Consider the following 18,257-nt stretch of genomic DNA (forward strand, 5'->3'; position numbering starts at 1 on the left):
GAGGGATGAAGCGGAAGAAATACGTTGGCCAGAACGAGAACCGCAAGCATCACCATCAGCAGCGCCGTCGCCAGGCGCCGCATCCGGTTATTGGCAAGTAATCGCTTCAGGGAGCCCATGTCGCGACTTGAGGCTGACGATTCGATAGGCTGCATTCGGTGAGACTGAATGTTCAGGAATAAAAACTACTCATTTTTCAAGGCTTTTTTGAGCGAAGTGAATTGAAAGTACATGCTACAAAACCGCGTAGTCAAGATATTTTTTAGTTTTCCGGTTTCCTGATCGACGTGCCTACCCGAAAGCCATGAGCTGGAATGGTGCTTGAAGAAAGAAAAGGAATGGGCAGCCGTACGAAAGCTCACCTCGGCTGGGAGGTTTGTGCCCCCACAAGCCCCGTGCTATTGCAGCGCGGGAATGTACCCTCCTCTAATAGTTCTCATTCCGAGAATGGAATGGATTCACGAATATTAAATTTTTGTGTCAACGCTTGAAAAAAAACCAAAATTATCTATAAATTTATTTTGGTTCCCGGAAGCAAGGTGAAAATCATGGCATCCGAAAACTTCAAGAGCAACCTGATCACGGGCTTGGCGGCGGGGGTGGGGGCGACGCTGCTCGCGCCAGTGCTGCTTCCATTTCTTGCCAGCCTCGTCAGGCCCGCTACCAAGGCCGCTATCAAGGGTAGCGTCCTTCTGTATGAGAAAGGACGTGAATCATTTGCCGAATTGAGCGAAACGGTGGATGACCTCGTGGCAGAGGTCAAGTCGGAGATGGAAGCTGGTGCGGTGGAAGATGAGGCGGTGGGTGCCTCGGCAGCCCAGGCGGGGAGCGCGCAAGGGAGGACTGCTCCGCCACCGCCACAGCCTAGACCGGACTCTGGCCCCAGCCAAAGTTCGGCCACCCCGGCCGCAAGTCCGCCAGGCGAAGCCGATAAGGCACCGGAAGGTCTTCTCACGCAACCCGCCACGCAGGCGAATCAGGGTAGCCAGCGCCATGAAGGAGCGCAGGGTCGACCGCCAACCAAGGGGGAATGATGGCGCCACTTGCGCGAGTGGTCCACTCTCTGCCGGGCAGGAAGCGGATAAAGATCGACGAAAGGCGCGGCGATACTGCGTACTTTGAGACGCTGAAAAAAGAACTGGGGGAGTGTCCCGGCGTTGGAGCGGTAATGACGAATTCGCGGACAGGAACGGCGCTCGTCATTCATACAGTGGAGGATCCGGTTCTGTGGGGCTATATCGCTGAACACGGGTTGCTTCAGCTCGGAAAGAATGAAACCTCAGCCCCTGCAGTTCGCCCTTCAATCGTTGGTGACATCAGGAACGTCGAACATAAGTCATATCCGAAATCCGGAAAGAAATCAGATATCCGGCGACTGATATTTCTGGGAATGATGGGTATGGGTGTCGTGCAGGTAATCAGGGGCAATATAGCGATCTCGGCAATAGCGGCATTCTGGTACGCGTACTGCATTTTTCCGGGGACAAACGGCGATAACCCGGAACATTCCCTCATTGAAACCAAATTGTCCGAAGAATCTTAGATTTTGGAAATGAATGATGATTTCCGAAAATCTCGCAAAACAAAAATCTGTTGCAAAAATTCTGAGCGAGCCAAGGGGTTGCAAGATTCCAAACCAGGGAACTCTGCACTGAAGCGGTAGAAAGCAGCAAAATGAGAGAGACATTTTCATCGTCCTAGTACGGAAATCATAACTATACGAGGAGGAATCGAAATGAATACCCCTAGATCAGGCAGGCACGCAGGGGGAAAACCGCCCCCTGAGGAAAAAAAGCGGACCGATATAGAGACGCCCGAGGGAGCAAGGTATGCCCGTGGTGAAACACGCCCGGGAGATGAGGGATATGTGGGAACGACACGCCCTTATCGCTCGGATGCTGACCGTGCGATGGGAGAGGCCGGCCATACCGTAAAAACAGGCATTGCCAGCAGCTTGAGAGGCATCGATGAAATTGAATCTGATATCGTAAGCCTGGTGCGCAATACCGTATCCAATACGTTGAGAGCAACCGGGGCAGTCGGTACGGAAGCAGTCGATATAACAAGGGATGTCGTCAAGGGCGCTCTTGCCGCCACCGAAGACGTAGGGACCGGGTTAATGCTTTCCGCGAAAAGCGTTGCCAAGGGCGTGGTAATGGGCGTATCTGACGTCGGTGGCGACGCCATCACAGCAGCAACAGAAACCGTAAAAGCCGCAGTCCGGAGTGCTGCTGACGCGGGTGGTGACACATTGCTGGTTGCCAAGCGAACGGTGGATGGTGTGGCAGAGGGAACGAGGGAGACGGGGGGTAATGTCGTAGAGACGGTCAGGGCGACTGTAAACGCGGCAGCCGGAGGGGTAGGCGATATTGGCACCACCGCTGTCACGAGCGTGCGCGACATCCTCATGAGTGTTGTGGAGGGTGTAAAGGACGTGGCAGGTGCCGCAATGCCAAAGTCATATCACATGGACGACCGTGTTCCTCCTGGAGAATATACTGCTCCCACAGAGCGTACCAGTCCGCCAGAATATGTCCCTCCTGCGGAGAGAAAAAAGCCGACATAATCGTTATCAGGGCAGTGGCGCCTGGCCGCCGCAGCCCTGTTCTATTCCATTATCCTGCAGCAACGAACTCACATCACCCGATGGAGAGTCAGGATTGCAACACCTGGCATCCCGGCTCGTGCGAGAACCCTGGCATCGTGGTACACGATGTGCAGTTGCTTGAGTAAATCCGCCAGCGCCATTTGCACAATACTCCACACATATAAAAGGCCCTGGTACGTGCGTGTGCATACTCAGACTAATCTAAAGTCGCGGGCAAGTTGCCTTGAGGAGCGCAAACTCTGAGAACTGGCTTTCTTTTGGTAAGAGTGGAGCCGTGGCGAGAGGGGTCAGATATCGAGAGCCTCAGCCACGGCGAGCCGCTTCGATCACACCTATGTCGATCTTTCCCATTTCCATCATGGCTTCGAATGCACGCTTGGCCGCTGCTCGATCAGGATCTGTGATCGCAGCCGTCAAGGCACGTGGCGTGATCTGCCATGACACTCCCCACTTGTCCTTGCACCAGCCGCATACGCTTTCCTGGCCGCCGTTTCCGACAATCGCGTTCCACAAGCGGTCTGTTTCAGCCTGATCGTCGGTCGCAACCTGGAACGAGAATGCTTCGTTGTGCTTGAACGCTGAGCCCCCGTTCAGGCCGAGACAAGGGATGCCCATTAACGTGAACTCGACCGTTAAGACATCGCCCTGCTTGCCCGCAGGAAAGTCGCCAGGCGCGCGATGGACTGCTTCCACCGCGCTGTCCGGAAACGTCTCGGCGTAGAACCTCGCGGCATCCAGCGCGGTGCCGTCGTACCAGAGGCAAATCGTGTTCTTGCTGACCATCTTGGTTCTCCTGAGTTGGAACAGATACGTACATTCGAGCTGCGCAGGTAAAATCGTACTAATGCTGCAGCTTGTGGACCAAAGAGTAACGAAGTAGTCCTTTAGTAGTCCTTAAATGACAAATGTCAAAGGGGCGACAAATGCATTCTCGCCGAAAGCCGCCATCCAGGCAGTTTCAAGGCAAATCAAATTTGAACTGCTACATTTCATATTCATGATAGAGATTTTTTCCACTAGTGAGTGCAATACCTAATGAACTCTCGAGCAATCGAGAAATCGTTCCTTGGTACTCTCATACGATTCCATGTAATTAAATGCTTTGTGTAGAGGTAAGGCTGATTATGGATAAACTTTAATCATGACTCTCAATCTTTGCTTCTATTCCGGTTTCTCTTGGCCCTCATCGAATGTACCCAGCCAGCCTGTCAGTTCAGTACTCTCTCCGCCTCTCCGCTTCATCATGTTGTAACAAAGTCCCGCTTAAATACCTCCATGAGAAAGATATCTTAATGGAGGTAAATCATGGCTCACTATATCCATCATGTGCCTGGCCGGCTGCGTGTCAATACGCCGCTCCTGAAAAAAAACGAGCCCCGCGCCCGGCAGTTGAAGTCGTACTTGGAAGGGGTAAACGGCATTCTTCAAATTGAAACCAGCATTGTCACCGGCAGTGTGGTGATCAGGTATGACAGATGTCTCGTAAACTCCACGTTGATTCTCAATTCCCTGTATGATCTCGGATATATCCAGCATACCGACACTTTATCCGGACCCGCGCACGGAACTTCGGTAACGCCGAAGGTCGTGGATATTTTCGTGCAGAAACTCATGGAAACTGCATTGGAACGGTCGGCTATGGCTCTGGTCGCAGCATTGATCTGAGCTGGGAGTATCGTTCGAAATGCATTGACCCACCCGATATCGAGCTAGCGCAGCAATGCAGCCTTGTCCGTGCTCTCCCACGGCAATCCGATATCCATCCGTCCCACCTGACCATAAACCGCAAGCTTGCGGTAAAACAAACCGCGAAATAGTTGAGGCTGATAGCGCAAATTAAAGGCGCGAATGATTCCGGCAGGCCGGAAATCAAAGTGGTCGAGAATACGCGCCGTTATTTCGGTATCAGGAATGCGCCCTGTACCAAAAGTATCCACCTGCACGCTTACCGGCCTCGATATTCCTATCGAATACGCCAGATGTACCTCGCACGCCTGCGCAAGGCCAGCGGCGACCACATTCTTGGCGGCGTAGCGCGCTGCATAAGCCCCCACCCGATCAATACGAGAGGGGTCCTTACCGGAAAGCGCGGACTCCGAATGCCGGGAATATTCGCCGTATGTATCCACTGCGTTCTTGCGGCCAGTCAACCCCGAGTGTAACGATGGTCCTCCGTCGGCGACCAGCCCTTCCGGATTGATGAAAATATGGGTGCGGGAGTCGGGCCGCAGCGTTTCCGTCGCGAAAACCGGCTCGATCACATGCGCATTGAGATCATCGTGCAGCGGGGCGAGGCCGCGCATGGCGGTCTTCTGCTGAGTGGCAACGATGGTGATGGAATGAATGCGATACGGTCTGCCTTCGCGATATTCCACCCCTACCTGCGTTTTTCCATCGGGCGCAAGATAGGGAATCTGCTTCTGAAAGCGTGTGGCCGTAAGCCGACGCGCCAGTTTATGCGAAAGCGAGATGGGTAGCGGCATAAAGGCCGGGCTCTGATTGCAGGCAAAGCCGAATACATTGGCCTGATTCTTGGCAGTAACGGATTCCAGCTCTTCCTCACTCATTTCCCTCTCATCTATGAACGGATAAGACGGTGCCGGCAGTTCAGTCAGGCTCGTCATGATCGTGCAATCTCTTGCATTGAAATCCGCTTGCTCGTAGCCAAGCTGGTGTATAACCCGGCGCGCGACCTCGGGGATGTCGATAGAAGCCGACGAAGCGAAGCGTGCTGCGATAAAAAGTATTCCTGTGGATACTGCACACTCCGCTATCACCTTCGAAAAGGGATCTTGCTGCAGAAAGCGGTCGACCACCGCATCGCTCACTTGATCGCAAAGTTTATCCGGGTGCCCGTCAGTTACAGATTCGGAGGTGAACATGAAATTCTGTTTCATCATCCATACTCCCGCGGCGCTGGTGGTAGAGATAGCAGCTCTTTACGTCGCTTGTCTTTGAAGGCAGCGTCTTTGGTTGCTTCATTCAGGAAAAAAGGCAGTACAGAACCTGCGCCTATCGCCGCCACATCAAGTGGGCCTATCGGGGTATTACCAAGCAGACTGCGGACGCCTGGCACCAGCACCGTAGCCCATTGGAGCAAGGCCGTTCCACCGCTCGCCAGGTCGAGATAGCGATTGGAACGGAGCGTCTCGTGGCTGAATATGCCGATATGGTCCGAACGGCAACTATATGCGTGAAGCAGCTGCCCCATCGTCAGGGTCATGAAGGCAATCGTGCTGGCCTTCTGCCCTCCGCCATAACGTGCCATGGCATAGCCATAACCTCCCATTGACCCCGCAGCCATTGTCAGCGACTCCAGACCGTAGCGCTTGAAGTCGGCCGGACCTACAATGGGTTCGCCCGGGTCTCGCGGGGGCTGCTGCAGAACATCCGGCTCGGGGGGCTCAACAGCAAGCGCCAGCCCGGGGAAGATATCGGTTACCAGGTTGATCCACAGCAAGTGGCTGGTGGTGAGCGGAGTGCCCAGCCCTGTCCCTACAGAGCCGAGCATCAGCATGATCTCGGACAGGTTGGTGGCGGTAAGGAAATGAATCGATTTGCGAATATTGTTGTAAATCGTCCTGCCTTCCGAGACGGCCACAATCATGGTACGGAGATTATCGTCTTCCAGTATAACGTCGGCCACGCTGCGCGCCACCTCCGTGCCGGTGCCGCCCATGGCGACGCCAATATCCGCGGCCTTGAGGGCGGGGCCGTCATTGATGCCGTCGCCCGTCATCGCGGCGATTTTGCCGCCGCGCTGCAGTGCCTGCACGATTTGCAGCTTGTTGGCCGGGCTGACGCGGGAGAAGATATTGACCTTTTGAGCAAGCCCGGCCAGGACCTCTGCATCGAGTTGATCAAGCCGGGTAGAATCGAGAATGTCGAGTTCGCTGCCGCCGGATAACCCCAGTTCCTTCCCTATCGCATATGCGGTGCCGCTCTGATCACCGGTTATCATCACCGTGTCTATCCCGGCCTGATGAAACAAGGCGATAAGTTCCTTCATCCCCTGCCGCAGGGGATCTGCCATTCCCGTCATTCCCAGCCAGATGAGTTCATCCGCTGAAGATTGATCGGCTTGCTTCGGTTCGACGTAGGCAAATCCCAGCACACGCAGCGCTTCTGCGGCCATGCGGTCATTTTCCATGAGTATGACTGTTCGCTCGGCCTGCGTGAGGGGCAAACGTGCGCCGTCCTTCAACCACCACCCGCACATTTCCAGCACCTCGACTGGATTACCCTTGACAGCCACGAGCTTTCCATCCCCTTGGGCGCTATGGGTCGTGCTCATGTAGCTCCGCGTTTCGGTCCGGTATTCCACTTGCTCTCTGGGATAGCGCTGGCGCAGCGCCTCAACTGAAACACCTGCCGCTAGCGCAAGGTGCATCAATGCGCCTTCTGTTGCGGACCCCTTGAGCAGGTAGTTGCCTTTCTCACCGTTCAGTTCCACTTCGTTGCAAAGAACAGCCACATGGAGGAGCCGCAACAATTCATCGCTCTGATAGGGATCGATTCTTACACCCGCATCGTAAAACACATCACTGTCCACTGTAATACGACGCCCTCCGCTATGCAGGGCCAGGACGGACATACGGTTGAGAGTGAGCGTTCCGGTTTTGTCCAGGCAGATTACCTGTACTGCGCCCAAGGTTTCCACTGCATCGAGGCGTCGCACCAGCACCTTGTGACGGTTCATTGTCCGGATACCCAAGGCAAGAGTGGTCGTTGCAACGGTGGGCAGGCCTTCCGGGACTGCGGCCACCGCAAGGGAAATGGAGGTTTTCAACATTTGCAGCCAAGCGTGACCACGGACCAATCCGATCAGAAACATTGCTCCGCAGATGCTCAGGGACAGCAACACCATCTGATTCCCCAGGATCGCAAGCTGGCGTTGCATGGGTGTCTCCGGAGGGCGGGTTTCACCTACAAGCGATTGAATCGTGCCGATCTCGGTATATCGTCCGGTCGAAACCACTACGGACAGGCCGCTGCCCCCCGTTACCACCGTACCCATGTATACCATGTTAAGCCGGTCCGCGAGAGAGACATCCGGCTGGTCCAGCGGGCTTACCCTCTTCGCCACCGGAAGGCTTTCTCCGGTAAGCATGGATTCATCCACCATCAGATTGCGCGACTCGAGCACCCTGCCATCAGCAGCTACCCGAGCCCCGGGTGTCAGCACCAGGATGTCGCCCGGCACCAGGGACTTGGCCGGCACCTCCAGAAGCCGTGCATCGCGGATGACCATTGCGTTCTGCTCGGCCACATGTCCGAGCGCATTAATCGTTCGCTCCGATTGAGATTCAGCAACATAGCCCGTACCCGCGTTGATCAAAACTACCCCGAGGATCACCGCCGCATCGACCAGTCCTCCCGTGGCTGCAGAAAGGACGGCGGATACACCGAGTAAAGCCACAGGCAGGCTTTTAAACTGCCCCAGAAAAATACTCAGCCCGGAACGGGGCGGCGTCTCCGGTAGGCTATTGACCCCGAAATGGCCAAGCTTCCGCTCCACGGAAGCTTGGCTAAGACCAAATTCCATGGAAGTTTCAAGCGCAGCCACCACGGTATCGCCAGGCAAGGCATGCCAATTTTTCCGATCCTGTGGAAGAACTGAATTGGGATCAGAAGAAATGACGGGAGAACCAGGACGTTGGGAGGAACGCAAAGAACCGCTATCATCTATCGGGTTCTCAGGAATGATTTCATGCCCGGCATCCAGCAGCAGTTGCTCCAACCAGGTCTTGATTTCTTCAAGGTCGCGTGCCGGATCAAAAACGATCAATACCCGACCCGTGAGAACGTTCGCGGAAGCATGTCTGATCGCATCATGCCTCGGCAGGGCAGACTCGAGCTTACGCCTGACGGATTCGGATCGATACAATCCCCGTATCTTAAGCCTTGCGCGGCCCTCCACAGCTGCATGAACGATGCGCACCGGTTCGGGAGGCTCGGCTTCAGTCGCACCTGTCCCGAAGAAAGAAGGACGTTGCATCTGGTCGAAAAGTAGAGACATCCTCGCAGAAGTTATGTGGTTACATGACGTTTCACTGCTACGGAATATGCTAGGCGACGCTCAGGACAAACATATAATCACCGACCTTGCCACCAAGGCGATCAGTAGTATTTCCAAAAAACTACAACTTCCTCTCCCCGATATCTCGAACGATTGGAGACTTCTTCTTTTTAGGTTAAAACGACGTTCTCAGCAAGCTGTGCCGGCTCTTTGATGCACTTCGCCGCCAATCAGCGCACCTTGTATTCTGAAGCAGCGGGATTACTGGCACTGATTTCTATTTCCGTTCCGCGATCTTCTATCCTTATAATTCAGGATCAGGCACTGTGCCTGATGCCCTCAAGGCATCAGATTCGGATTCCAGCAGGTTTCGCAAGCTCCTTGAGGCATGAGGTCACTGAGGTAACGGGAGAAAAAATGCCGGGCAACACATCTCATACGCAGCATACGCAGAAAGCGGAAATACATGATCTGGTAATTGTCGGCGGCGGTATTGCCGGGCTCTATTGCTGCCACGAGCTTATCAAGAAAGTCCGGAGCGGTTTGCTCGATATCAGGAGCATTCTCCTTCTGGAAGCTTCCGACCGGTTTGGCGGGCGCATCGAAACATGGTCCCTGCTGAGAAGCAGTGAGGAAAATGGAAAGAAGATCGGTTTTGAAGATACATGGGACCCGTGTAACTGGAACATCGATGATGGTTACCTTGCTCCCCCTGACCCGCAAACGGGTAAACAGTCTCCATTCAGAGGTCCGACAGAAAAATCATTCAGGAATGTGGATGGCAACGATGTCGAAAAGCTGACCGATATCGAATACTTCCGCGCAGAATTTGGGCCTATGAGAATCGAGCCGCGGGACCAGATTTTATTGCAGGGATTGCTCGACGATCTTGGAATCAGGGAGCCTGATCCGGGGGAGGAAGAAAGCCTGGATGACCTCGTGCCGTTCTCTTCGTACACCTCCGAAGATCCGATGGCGCCCCGATTCACCCTTCAGGAGGAGGAAGCTCAGCAGAAAACTCCTTTTGACCTGATGATACTCGCTCTCAGGCGCATCTTCGAACTCGTCCACGGTCCGAAATTCGACGGCCAGGCTTCGAATCCCTGGTGTACGGAGGCCGCCAATGAACAATGGAGAAAACTGCACAGCGCGCAGTTCTTTTATCGCCATTACTGGAAGGGAGAGCTGCTTGAATGGATACAGTATCTTACCGATCCTGACTTCGTAACGATTCGGGAGCACGCGCGGTTCAGGGACCAGCCGTTATGGGACCTGGGATTCTGGAACGTTCTCAGCGATGTCTTGAGCCATTATGCGGTGGTCAAGATCAGGGATTGGGGAAGCTACTATCACTTTGTTCACGAAAATCTGAATGCCGCCGAGTGGATTATCTTCTGGCTCAGGGCAATTCGAAGCACGGGTTCGCTTCGAGGCATACGCGGAGGGATGAGCAGGATAATCTGGAACCTCCTGGAAGTCTTGCGGAAGCACCAGAGCAGTCACGAATCTCCTCGTCTGAAAATCGCGAAAGGCGCAAGGGTGGTGAGCGTAGAAAGACGGGATAATGCGCTGGTTGCCCTTACCGTGCAGAAGCAGGATGAGGTCGAGCTTGTGTGCGCACGAAGAGTCATTTTTGCCCTGCCGAAGCGTCCGCTCGAGGAAATGTCATGGAATGGGGAGCGTCCAAAAGGCAATCTTCACGAAGCATTCAATGCGGTCGCTTGCCTTCCGCTGCTGAAATGTTTTTTTGTCATCGAGAAGCCCTGGTGGGAAGACAACCGGTCTCTCAACCGCTATGCATCCGACATACCAACCCGCGAGCTGCTGTATGTGAAAAGCAGGGACCGGACAAAAGGGTTGATCATGATTTATACCGACCGCCCGGCAATCACATTCTGGTCCGATTACCTCAGAAGCGAATCCAGCAATAATTCCAAAGGTCCCGAGCAACCGGAGGGGCCACAGGTCGACTATCAGGATGCCGCCAGGATCTGGTTCCTGGAGAAAAAACCTTCCCCGACGTGTGGGTCGATTATCGAAATCAAGCCCGGATCGACCCGCCTATGGCAGCGTTTCGTGCAGTTTGCCAGGGATTATGAGCACCATGACTTTACCACAGGCCGCCTTCTCGCCTGTGGTATGCGCGACTGGGGAAAGGAGCCTTTCGGTGCCGCGGCGCACGGGTGGCGTCCGGGTGTAAAGTCCCGGGAGCATATCGAGTTTCTCGAGGCATTTTCTCTCGAACAAGAGGAGCAGGAAACCGGGCAAAACAACCTGCACGTTTGCGGAGAAGCGTTTTCCGACTACCAGGGATTTATTGAAGGCTCGCTGCGATCAGCACAGCGCGTTCTGGCTGTGATAGAGGAACAGCAGAAGCCGGGAAAAAACTGAGTTTTTATCCGGTCTTTTGTTTCCGCAGAAAAGACAGCACGGCAGACTCGAGCGAGTCATGCGCGGGATGCGCTGCTTCATCCAGTTCTTGCACGCAGCGATGAAGATCGCCTTTCTGCCAGGCAGAAAACACCGCCGGATTGATGTAGGATTTCCGGCAGACGGCAGGGGTATTGCGCAGATCTTCCGCGACTTGCCGTATCGCCGCGATGATGCCGGCCTTGAGTGCGCGCTTGGTCGGAAATTCAGGCAACGGCGTATTGAGCATGATCTCGAACGCCCGCAAGGTTCCGCTCCACGTTCGGAAATCCTTCGCGGTAAACTCGGCTTCCATGACTTCGTGGAGGTAGGCGTTTACCTGCTCCGCTTCGACCGACCGCCGCTTGCCGCTCTCATCCAGATACTGGAAAAGATGCTGGCCCCTCAGCTCCCGGCAAGCCCGGATAATGCTGACGATCCTCCTGTCACTGATAGTGACTTCGTGCTCGACCCCGCTCTTGCCCCGGAATTTCAGTAATGCGCGCCTGGGGTTGATGAAGGCAAGATGCCGCTTGCGCAGGGTTGTAAGCCCGAAGCTATGGTTCTCGCGCGCGTAAGACAGGTTACCGATGCGCACCTGCGTCGTATCAAGCAGTCTCACTATTGCAGCAACAACCTTTTTTTGCGGCAAACCTCGTTTTTTCAGATCCAGGTGTACGCGCTCGCGCAGTTGAGGTAAAGCTTCGCCGAATTCCACCATCCGGTCAAATTTGATAGTGTCTCGCACCGCGCGCCAATCGGAATGGTAGCGGTACTGCTTGCGGCTGCGCGCATCCAGTCCCGTGGCCTGCAAGTGACCCAGGGGATGGGGACAAATCCAGACGTCGGTATAAGCGGGAGGAATGGCGAGCCGGGCAATGCGCTCAAGCTCATCCTTGTCACTCAAGGGCTTTTCATCCGGACCGACATAAAGAAATCCCTCGCCGGAGACTAACCTTCTGATCCCGGGCTCATCGCCGGAGACATAGAGCAATCCCGCGGCCGCCGCTTGCGCCGCCAGAATTTCCATTGCCTGCGGTCGCAACTCCTCCTTATCCGGAAAGAATGACATATGGTTACTCCTATCGCAGGCTGGTTGTAACAAAGTCAGTATGTCAAGCAGTTTGGAAAACGAAAAACAGGGAATTCGAAGGCCAGGCGCCAGGATACTGCCAAGCAGCAGACCGGACACGCTTCTATCGACAGCAATGATAGCCCTCCGGTTCCATCCTTTTGGGATGGGTAAAAATCAGGAAGAAAACTTTATCTGTCCCGACTGGTTTTCTTCATTTATGGAGATACGTAAGCGAGGCATCACCCCGGCGATTGCTCAAAGCGTTCGCACATTCTTTATTTGGTAGGTTTGGAATTTCCACAAGGAGGACGATGGGGTTAGTGCGTTGCGAATCTCAAACGGTTACCGTCCGGATCTGTTACCACCATTTCTCGAGTCCCCCACGGGGTGTCTTGGGGTGCTTCAATAGTGGTAATGCCTTGACCAGTAAATTCACCATAGCAGTTGTCAACATTGGGAACTATGAAGTAGATCGCGCCGCCCACCTGACAGTCTCCAGTATGCTCCGTCAGAAAAATAACCTGATCTTTCCTGGTCAATTGTATAAATAGAGGAAAGCCTGGCTCGAACTGATGCTTCCAATCAACGCTGAAGCCCAAGCCCTCGACATAAAACGGCAGGCTAACAGTGGCGCTGATTATTCGCAGTTGCGGTATAACTGTCTGGTTCAACATAAATTCCTTTGTTGTTTCTGACACACACTTGAATCACGCTATTGCTTCTCACTCTCTTATGTTGCGTCAGAGACTCCATAACAGTGGCGAGAAAGACGGGGCGGATAGCAAGCGGTTCTCTAAGATAACCCGAGAGTATTCTTGAAATACCTGCTGGATGTTATTTAAAAGATACCGTCCAGATGGTATCATTTTAAGATGACCGATGCTAATCAACGCAATCAACGCAAGAAGCAGCCTGCTCTCGTTCGTCGCAGGTTATTGGATAACGGTGCCCGTCTCTGTGTGGAGCAAGGTGTGGCGGGTTTGACGCTACAAGCTGTGGCTGATGCGGCAGACGTGACCAAGGGAGGTTTGCTGCATCATTTTTCGACTAAACAGGCGCTTATCGAGGAAATCTTCAACGAGCGCCTGCAAGCTTTCGATACGGGCATCAAGCAGGCCATGAAGCTCGACCCTGAACCATCCGGCTGTTTTACCCGCGCTTACATCACAGCGACGCTGGAGCTGATTGAGAAGGATGATTTCATTCAGTGGGCGGCCCTCATGATGGCGATGCTGACCGAGCCCGGCTTGAAGAAACGGTGGACGCAGTGGCTGGAACAGCGCCTGGAACACCACCAGGATACTGATTCTGGTCCCGAAATGCAGCTGGCCCGTTATGCCGTTGACGGACTCTGGTTGGCAGGCCTGCTCGATGAGGAGGAACGAGTGGCGACCAAACACGAAGCGCTGCATCTGCATTCCCAATTGATCGAGATGACAAGAAAACTATAAATCAGTCATTGCAACTTCAGGCCTCGGATCCGCCATTATTCCGGACTCCGGTAAAGCCGTTTCTTCAGTATGCAAGCCAAACCCGTCAAGTTATTTGAAGCAGGTACTGTCAGGCGTACGTGCTAAAAGCCGTCGAAGAAGGCGGGATCAACTTTCTTTTCCCCGGAGATATGCGTTTCAGAAACCTTATTACGACCATTTTCATTGCTCTCTCGACAATCTTCCTTGCCGCATGCAGCAATACGGAATCCAGCACTTCGGTCGAGCCGCCTCCACCCGATGTTACGGTTGCGGAGGTGCTGTCGCGCTCCGTGCAAGCATGGGACGAATTCAATGGGCGTGTCCGTGCGGTTCCGACTGTAGAGTTGCGTCCTCGCGTCAGTGGCTACATCGATCGGGTTGCCTATAAGGAGGGTAGCGAGGTCAAACCTGGCGACCTTCTCTTTGTCATCGATCCCCGTCCATACCGCAATGCACTCCATAGTGCACAGGCGCAGCTCGAACATGCGCGGGCGGCTGCAAATCTCGCACAAAGCAAGACTGAGCACGCGCAGGCACTGTTCGCAGCACAGGCCATGTCGCGCGAAGAATTCAACGGCAGGCAAACGGAGTTGAACCAAACGGTCGCCGAGGCGCGTGCAGCGGAAGCCGCTGTGGCCACAGCCAAACTCAACCTCAATTTTACCGAGGTTCGAGCACCGATCGCAGGTCGCGTGGGTCGAGCATACCTCACTGCCGGCAATCTTGCCCAGGCTGACCAGTCAATACTGACAACCCTAGTCTCGCAGGATCCAATGTACGTGTACTTCGACTGCGATGAGCATAGCTTCCTGCGCTATAAGGAATTCGCTCGCAAGAACGATCGCGAGAGCAATGTTTATCAGGTCCGCATCCGTCTGGCCAATGAGGAAGCCTTTTCGCATCTCGGAACTGTAGATTTCTTCGACAACCAACTCAATCCCACAACAGGGACAATTCGTGTCCGCGCTGTCGTTGCAAACGCCGACCGCGCGCTGACACCCGGCCTTCACGCTCGGGTGCAGCTGCAAGGCGGCGATGAGCTGCATGCACTCCTGATCGACGAGAAAGCCATTCTGACCGACCAGGACCGCAAATATGTCTATGTATTGGGGGAGGGCAACAAGGCGCTCCGCAAGAACATCACATTGGGTCGGCAGGTCGATGGCCTCCGTATCGTGCAGTCCGGCCTCGATACGACGGACAAGATCATCGTCATCGGGGCACAGAAGATCTTTCACGACGGGATGACCGTAAAGCCCCAGCACGTCGCCATGGAAACGCGAGCGCCTATTCCCTCCTCTACACTCCTGAAAGCAACGGAATAAGGGAACGGTATGGACTTTTCCAAGTTTTTCATCGACCGTCCCATATTTGCCATCGTTCTTTCGATCGTTATTTTCGCAGCGGGACTCATCGCCATCCCGCTCCTGCCTGCGGGCGAGTACCCGGAAGTGGTGCCTCCAAGCGTGGTCGTGCGTGCAATGTACCATGGCGCCAATCCCAAAGAGATCGCGGATTCAATCGCCGTTCCGCTGGAAGAAGCGATCAACAGCGTCGAAGGCATCATGTATATGAAGTCCGTTGCGGGCTCCGATGGAAGCCTGCAAGTGACGATCACCTTCACGCCCGGCATCGATCCCGATACCGCGGCCGTCCGTGTACAGAATCGCGTCGCCCAAGCCCTGTCCCGCCTGCCCAACGATGTACGCCAGTACGGCGTAACCACGCAGAAGCAATCGCCGACTCCGCTCATGTACGTGAATCTTTCTTCACCCGACGGTCGATACGACGCGGTCTATCTGCGCAACTATATGACGCTGAATATCAAGGACCCGCTTTCACGCCTGAAGGGTGTTGGCAACGTCGGATTGTACGGGGAAGGCGATTATGCAATGCGCCTGTGGCTCAACCCGAACAAGCTCGCCGCACGTGGCTTGACAGCCAGCGACGTGGTGGATGCCGTTCGCGAGCAGAACGTTCAGGTATCCGCGGGTCAACTGGGCGCCGAGCCATCACCCGGGAGCGCGGATTTCCTCGTTCCGATCAATGTGCGTGGACGGCTTCGCAGCGAGCAGGAATTCGGGGACATCGTCCTGAAAAGTGCCGACGATGGCCAATTGGTCCACCTATCGGATGTTGGGCGCGTCGAGCTCGGCTCCAGCGATTACACGCTCCATGCAATGATCGATAACAGGGGCAGCACTAGCGCCGGAATTTTTCTTACTCCCGGCGCGAACTCTCTGGAGGTGGCCAGGACGGTCTATGCCAAGTTTGAAGAACTTGCAGCAAGCTTCCCCCCGGGTATCGAGTATCGGGTAGTGTGGGACCCCAATGTTTTTGTCCGGGATTCCATTCGGGCCGTGGGTCAAACACTGATCGAAGCGGTTTTCCTGGTCGTGCTGGTGGTCATTCTCTTTCTGCAGACTTGGCGTGCATCGATCATCCCTCTGATTGCGGTGCCGGTCTCGATTATCGGCACGTTTGCCTGGCTCTACCTTCTCGGGTATTCCATCAATACGCTGACATTGTTCGGACTGGTCCTGGCAGTGGGTATTGTCGTCGACGATGCGATCGTCGTCGTGGAGAACGTTGAGCGCAACATCGAGGAAGGTCTGAGTCCTCTCGCGGCAGCACATCAGGCCATGAAGGAGGTCTCCGGTCCGATCATCGCCATTGCGCTGGTGCTATGCGCCGTGTTCGTGCCCATGGCATTCCTGAGCGGTGTCACCGGAGAGTTCTACAAGCAGTTTGCCGTCACCATCGCTATATCCACCGTCATTTCCGCGATCAATTCGCTCACACTGTCGCCGGCACTGGCGGCAAAACTGCTCAGAGGACATGATGCTCCGAAGGATGCGCCTACCCGGGTGCTCGAGCGCAGCCTGGGATGGCTATTCCGTCCGTTCAATCGGCTGTTTCTTCGCAGCTCCGACAAATACCACGGCACGGTAGCCCGAACACTGGGCCGGCGCGGCATCGTGTTTACCCTCTATGCAGGACTATTGCTCGCAACAGTCATGCTATTCCATATCGTACCGACCGGCTTTATTCCAAATCAGGACAAGCTCTATCTCTTCGCCGGTGCCAAATTGCCGGAGGGCGCTTCACTTGCCCGTACTGACGCCGTCACACGTCAATTAAACGACATTGCCAGCAGTATCGAAGGCGTGGAAATGACCGAAAGCTATGTTGGCATGAATGCGTTGCAGTCAGTCAACACGCCCAATCAGGCTGCCTCCTACGTCATCCTCAAGCCTTTCGATCAACGCCAGCGTTCCGCGGAATCCATCACGGCTGAACTGAATGCCAGGCTTGTCGACATCAAGGACGGGCAAGCCTATGCATTACTGCCTCCGCCTATTCAAGGATTGGGCAATGGGTCGGGCTATTCGCTCTATTTGGTCGATCGCGGCGGTCTGGGATATGGGGCATTGCAAAGCGCAACCACAAAATTCCAGAACGCGATCGCGCAGACGCCAGGCATGACTTTTCCCGTCAGCTCATACCAAGCCAACGTCCCGCAACTCGAGGTCAAGGTGGATCGGGTCAAAGCCAAGGCCCAAGGAGTAAATTTGACGGACCTCTTCAATACGTTGCAGGTCTACCTTGGATCCTTCTACATCAACGATTTCAATCTATATGGTCGTGTCTATCGGGTGATGGCACAGGCGGACGCGGCTTTCCGCCAGAATGCTGAAGACATCAACAATCTTTATACACGCAATAGTCGAGGAGAAATGGTTCCGCTAGGCTCGATGGTAACGATTCAACATACCTTTGGCCCGGATCCCGTCATCCGCTACAACGGTTATCCCGCCGCCGACCTTATCGGTGATGCCGACCCCCGCGTGCTCTCCTCGGGACAAGTCATCGCCAGGCTGTCGCAGATTGCCACAGAGGTGCTGCCCCGCGGCATTACCCTGGAATGGACCGACCTGAGCTACCAGCAGGTCACCCAGGGCAGCGCGGCGACCATCGTATTCCCCTTATCGATCATGCTGGCCTTTCTGGTGCTGGCTGCCCTCTATGAGAGCTGGACATTACCCTTGGCGGTCATCCTGATCGTGCCGGTATGCATGTGCGCCGCGCTTTTCGGCATTTGGCTCACAGGCGGGGACAACAATATATTCGTGCAGGTGGGACTGGTCGTACTGATGGGTCTGGCATGCAAGAATGCCATCCTGATCGTTGAGTTCGCACGAGAACTGGAGATTCAGGGCAAGGATACCATCGAAGCCGCACTGGAAGCCTGCCGCCTTCGACTTCGGCCGATTGTGATGACTTCCATCGCCTTCATCGCTGGATCTGTTCCCTTAGTGCTCAGTCACGGTGCGGGTAGCGAGGTGCGCTACGCAACGGGTATAACTGTCTTTGCCGGGATGCTCGGTGTGACTCTATTCGGATTGTTCCTTACCCCTGTCTTCTACGTGGCTTTGCGCAAGCTGGGCCGCCCCAAGCTGTAGGGTGAATTTGGCCTTGAATCAACATTCTAACTTTTGCTCGTCAAGAAACGAAAGATATTGGTATAGGACAGGATTTGACCGCGCTTCCCCCTGACCGTGCCCCCTCACACTGTATACCGCTGCGGAGTTCATCGGTAAAGATAATGAGGTTGATCAGGGGGTCGCAACTAACCGTTATATGAACGTTGATAAGTAAGCTGTAAGCTGCCTT

The 18,257-nt window shown here is 54.7% G+C and carries 13 protein-coding genes; 8 read left to right on the top strand and 5 right to left on the bottom strand.

What is annotated here, in order from left to right; all coding sequences use genetic code 11:
- Positions 1-548: 548 nt before the first annotated feature.
- From BMW46_RS13270 to BMW46_RS13280, 3 genes are all read left to right on the top strand, one after another.
- Positions 549-1,034: a DUF5132 domain-containing protein gene (locus BMW46_RS13270; RefSeq protein WP_081355816.1), complete on the top strand. Its 486-nt coding sequence runs from the start codon at positions 549-551 to the stop codon at positions 1,032-1,034.
- Positions 1,031-1,543: an HMA2 domain-containing protein gene (locus BMW46_RS13275; protein ID WP_074709146.1), complete on the top strand. Its 513-nt coding sequence runs from the start codon at positions 1,031-1,033 to the stop codon at positions 1,541-1,543. The genes BMW46_RS13270 and BMW46_RS13275 overlap by 4 nt, the downstream gene beginning before the upstream one ends.
- A 192-nt stretch (positions 1,544-1,735) precedes the next feature.
- Positions 1,736-2,566 (top strand): hypothetical protein, encoded by an 831-nt coding sequence (locus BMW46_RS13280; protein WP_074709147.1) that lies wholly within the window; start codon positions 1,736-1,738, stop codon positions 2,564-2,566.
- Between the two features lie 345 nt (positions 2,567-2,911).
- On the opposite strand, the gene BMW46_RS13285 is transcribed toward BMW46_RS13280, so the two are convergent.
- Entirely contained in the window at positions 2,912-3,391 is a 480-nt protein-coding gene (locus tag BMW46_RS13285) for a VOC family protein (protein WP_074709148.1), read from the bottom strand.
- 522 nt (positions 3,392-3,913) lie between these two features.
- Between BMW46_RS13285 and BMW46_RS13290 the strand changes: the two genes are divergently transcribed.
- Complete coding sequence (locus tag BMW46_RS13290) at positions 3,914-4,273, top strand: HMA2 domain-containing protein (RefSeq protein WP_074709149.1); 360 nt, start codon at positions 3,914-3,916, stop codon at positions 4,271-4,273.
- A 44-nt stretch (positions 4,274-4,317) separates the two neighbouring features.
- Here the strand turns inward: BMW46_RS13290 and metK are convergent, their stop codons facing one another.
- Entirely contained in the window at positions 4,318-5,508 is a 1,191-nt protein-coding gene (metK, locus tag BMW46_RS13295; protein ID WP_218141802.1) for a methionine adenosyltransferase, read from the bottom strand.
- Positions 5,505-8,627 (bottom strand): cation-translocating P-type ATPase, encoded by a 3,123-nt coding sequence (locus BMW46_RS13300; protein WP_074709150.1) that lies wholly within the window; start codon positions 8,625-8,627, stop codon positions 5,505-5,507. The genes metK and BMW46_RS13300 overlap by 4 nt, the downstream gene beginning before the upstream one ends.
- Before the next feature lie 417 nt (positions 8,628-9,044).
- On the opposite strand from BMW46_RS13300, the gene BMW46_RS13305 reads away from it, so the two are divergent.
- Positions 9,045-11,018 carry an FAD-dependent oxidoreductase gene (locus BMW46_RS13305; protein WP_074709203.1) on the top strand — a complete coding sequence of 658 codons (1,974 nt, stop codon included), beginning with the start codon at positions 9,045-9,047 and terminating at the stop codon, positions 11,016-11,018.
- Positions 11,019-11,022: 4 nt separating this feature from the next.
- Here BMW46_RS13305 and BMW46_RS13310 read toward each other — a convergent pair whose 3' ends face one another.
- A complete protein-coding gene (locus BMW46_RS13310) occupies positions 11,023-12,108 on the bottom strand; it encodes a DNA topoisomerase IB (RefSeq protein WP_074709151.1) in 1,086 nt (361 codons plus the stop codon).
- A gap of 320 nt (positions 12,109-12,428) precedes the next feature.
- Positions 12,429-12,785, bottom strand: coding sequence for a bleomycin resistance protein (locus BMW46_RS13315; protein WP_256377074.1), 357 nt, complete (start codon positions 12,783-12,785; stop codon positions 12,429-12,431).
- A 198-nt stretch (positions 12,786-12,983) separates the two neighbouring features.
- Between BMW46_RS13315 and BMW46_RS13320 the strand changes: the two genes are divergently transcribed.
- The 3 genes from BMW46_RS13320 (at position 12,984) to BMW46_RS13330 (ending at position 18,046) form a co-directional block, all read left to right on the top strand.
- Positions 12,984-13,562 (top strand): TetR/AcrR family transcriptional regulator, encoded by a 579-nt coding sequence (locus BMW46_RS13320; protein ID WP_074709152.1) that lies wholly within the window; start codon positions 12,984-12,986, stop codon positions 13,560-13,562.
- 170 nt (positions 13,563-13,732) lie between these two features.
- Positions 13,733-14,908, top strand: coding sequence for an efflux RND transporter periplasmic adaptor subunit (locus BMW46_RS13325; protein ID WP_074709205.1), 1,176 nt, complete (start codon positions 13,733-13,735; stop codon positions 14,906-14,908).
- A 9-nt stretch (positions 14,909-14,917) separates the two neighbouring features.
- Entirely contained in the window at positions 14,918-18,046 is a 3,129-nt protein-coding gene (locus tag BMW46_RS13330) for an efflux RND transporter permease subunit (RefSeq protein ID WP_074709153.1), read from the top strand.
- Positions 18,047-18,257: the final 211 nt, after the last annotated feature.

The organism is Nitrosospira multiformis (genome assembly GCF_900111585.1).
GTDB classification, from domain to species: domain Bacteria; phylum Pseudomonadota; class Gammaproteobacteria; order Burkholderiales; family Nitrosomonadaceae; genus Nitrosospira; species Nitrosospira multiformis_B.

Excerpts from the sequence above, each read along its gene's own strand:
- BMW46_RS13270 (WP_081355816.1), top strand. The coding sequence starts at position 549 with ATGGCATCCGAAAACTTCAAGAGCAACCTGATCACGGGCTTGGCGGCG.
- BMW46_RS13275 (WP_074709146.1), top strand. The coding sequence starts at position 1,031 with ATGATGGCGCCACTTGCGCGAGTGGTCCACTCTCTGCCGGGCAGGAAG.
- BMW46_RS13280 (WP_074709147.1), top strand. The coding sequence starts at position 1,736 with ATGAATACCCCTAGATCAGGCAGGCACGCAGGGGGAAAACCGCCCCCT.
- BMW46_RS13285 (WP_074709148.1), bottom strand. The coding sequence starts at position 3,391 with ATGGTCAGCAAGAACACGATTTGCCTCTGGTACGACGGCACCGCGCTG.
- BMW46_RS13290 (WP_074709149.1), top strand. The coding sequence starts at position 3,914 with ATGGCTCACTATATCCATCATGTGCCTGGCCGGCTGCGTGTCAATACG.
- metK (WP_218141802.1), bottom strand. The coding sequence starts at position 5,508 with ATGATGAAACAGAATTTCATGTTCACCTCCGAATCTGTAACTGACGGG.
- BMW46_RS13300 (WP_074709150.1), bottom strand. The coding sequence starts at position 8,627 with ATGTCTCTACTTTTCGACCAGATGCAACGTCCTTCTTTCTTCGGGACA.
- BMW46_RS13305 (WP_074709203.1), top strand. The coding sequence starts at position 9,045 with ATGCCGGGCAACACATCTCATACGCAGCATACGCAGAAAGCGGAAATA.
- BMW46_RS13310 (WP_074709151.1), bottom strand. The coding sequence starts at position 12,108 with ATGTCATTCTTTCCGGATAAGGAGGAGTTGCGACCGCAGGCAATGGAA.
- BMW46_RS13315 (WP_256377074.1), bottom strand. The coding sequence starts at position 12,785 with ATGTTGAACCAGACAGTTATACCGCAACTGCGAATAATCAGCGCCACT.
- BMW46_RS13320 (WP_074709152.1), top strand. The coding sequence starts at position 12,984 with ATGACCGATGCTAATCAACGCAATCAACGCAAGAAGCAGCCTGCTCTC.
- BMW46_RS13325 (WP_074709205.1), top strand. The coding sequence starts at position 13,733 with ATGCGTTTCAGAAACCTTATTACGACCATTTTCATTGCTCTCTCGACA.
- BMW46_RS13330 (WP_074709153.1), top strand. The coding sequence starts at position 14,918 with ATGGACTTTTCCAAGTTTTTCATCGACCGTCCCATATTTGCCATCGTT.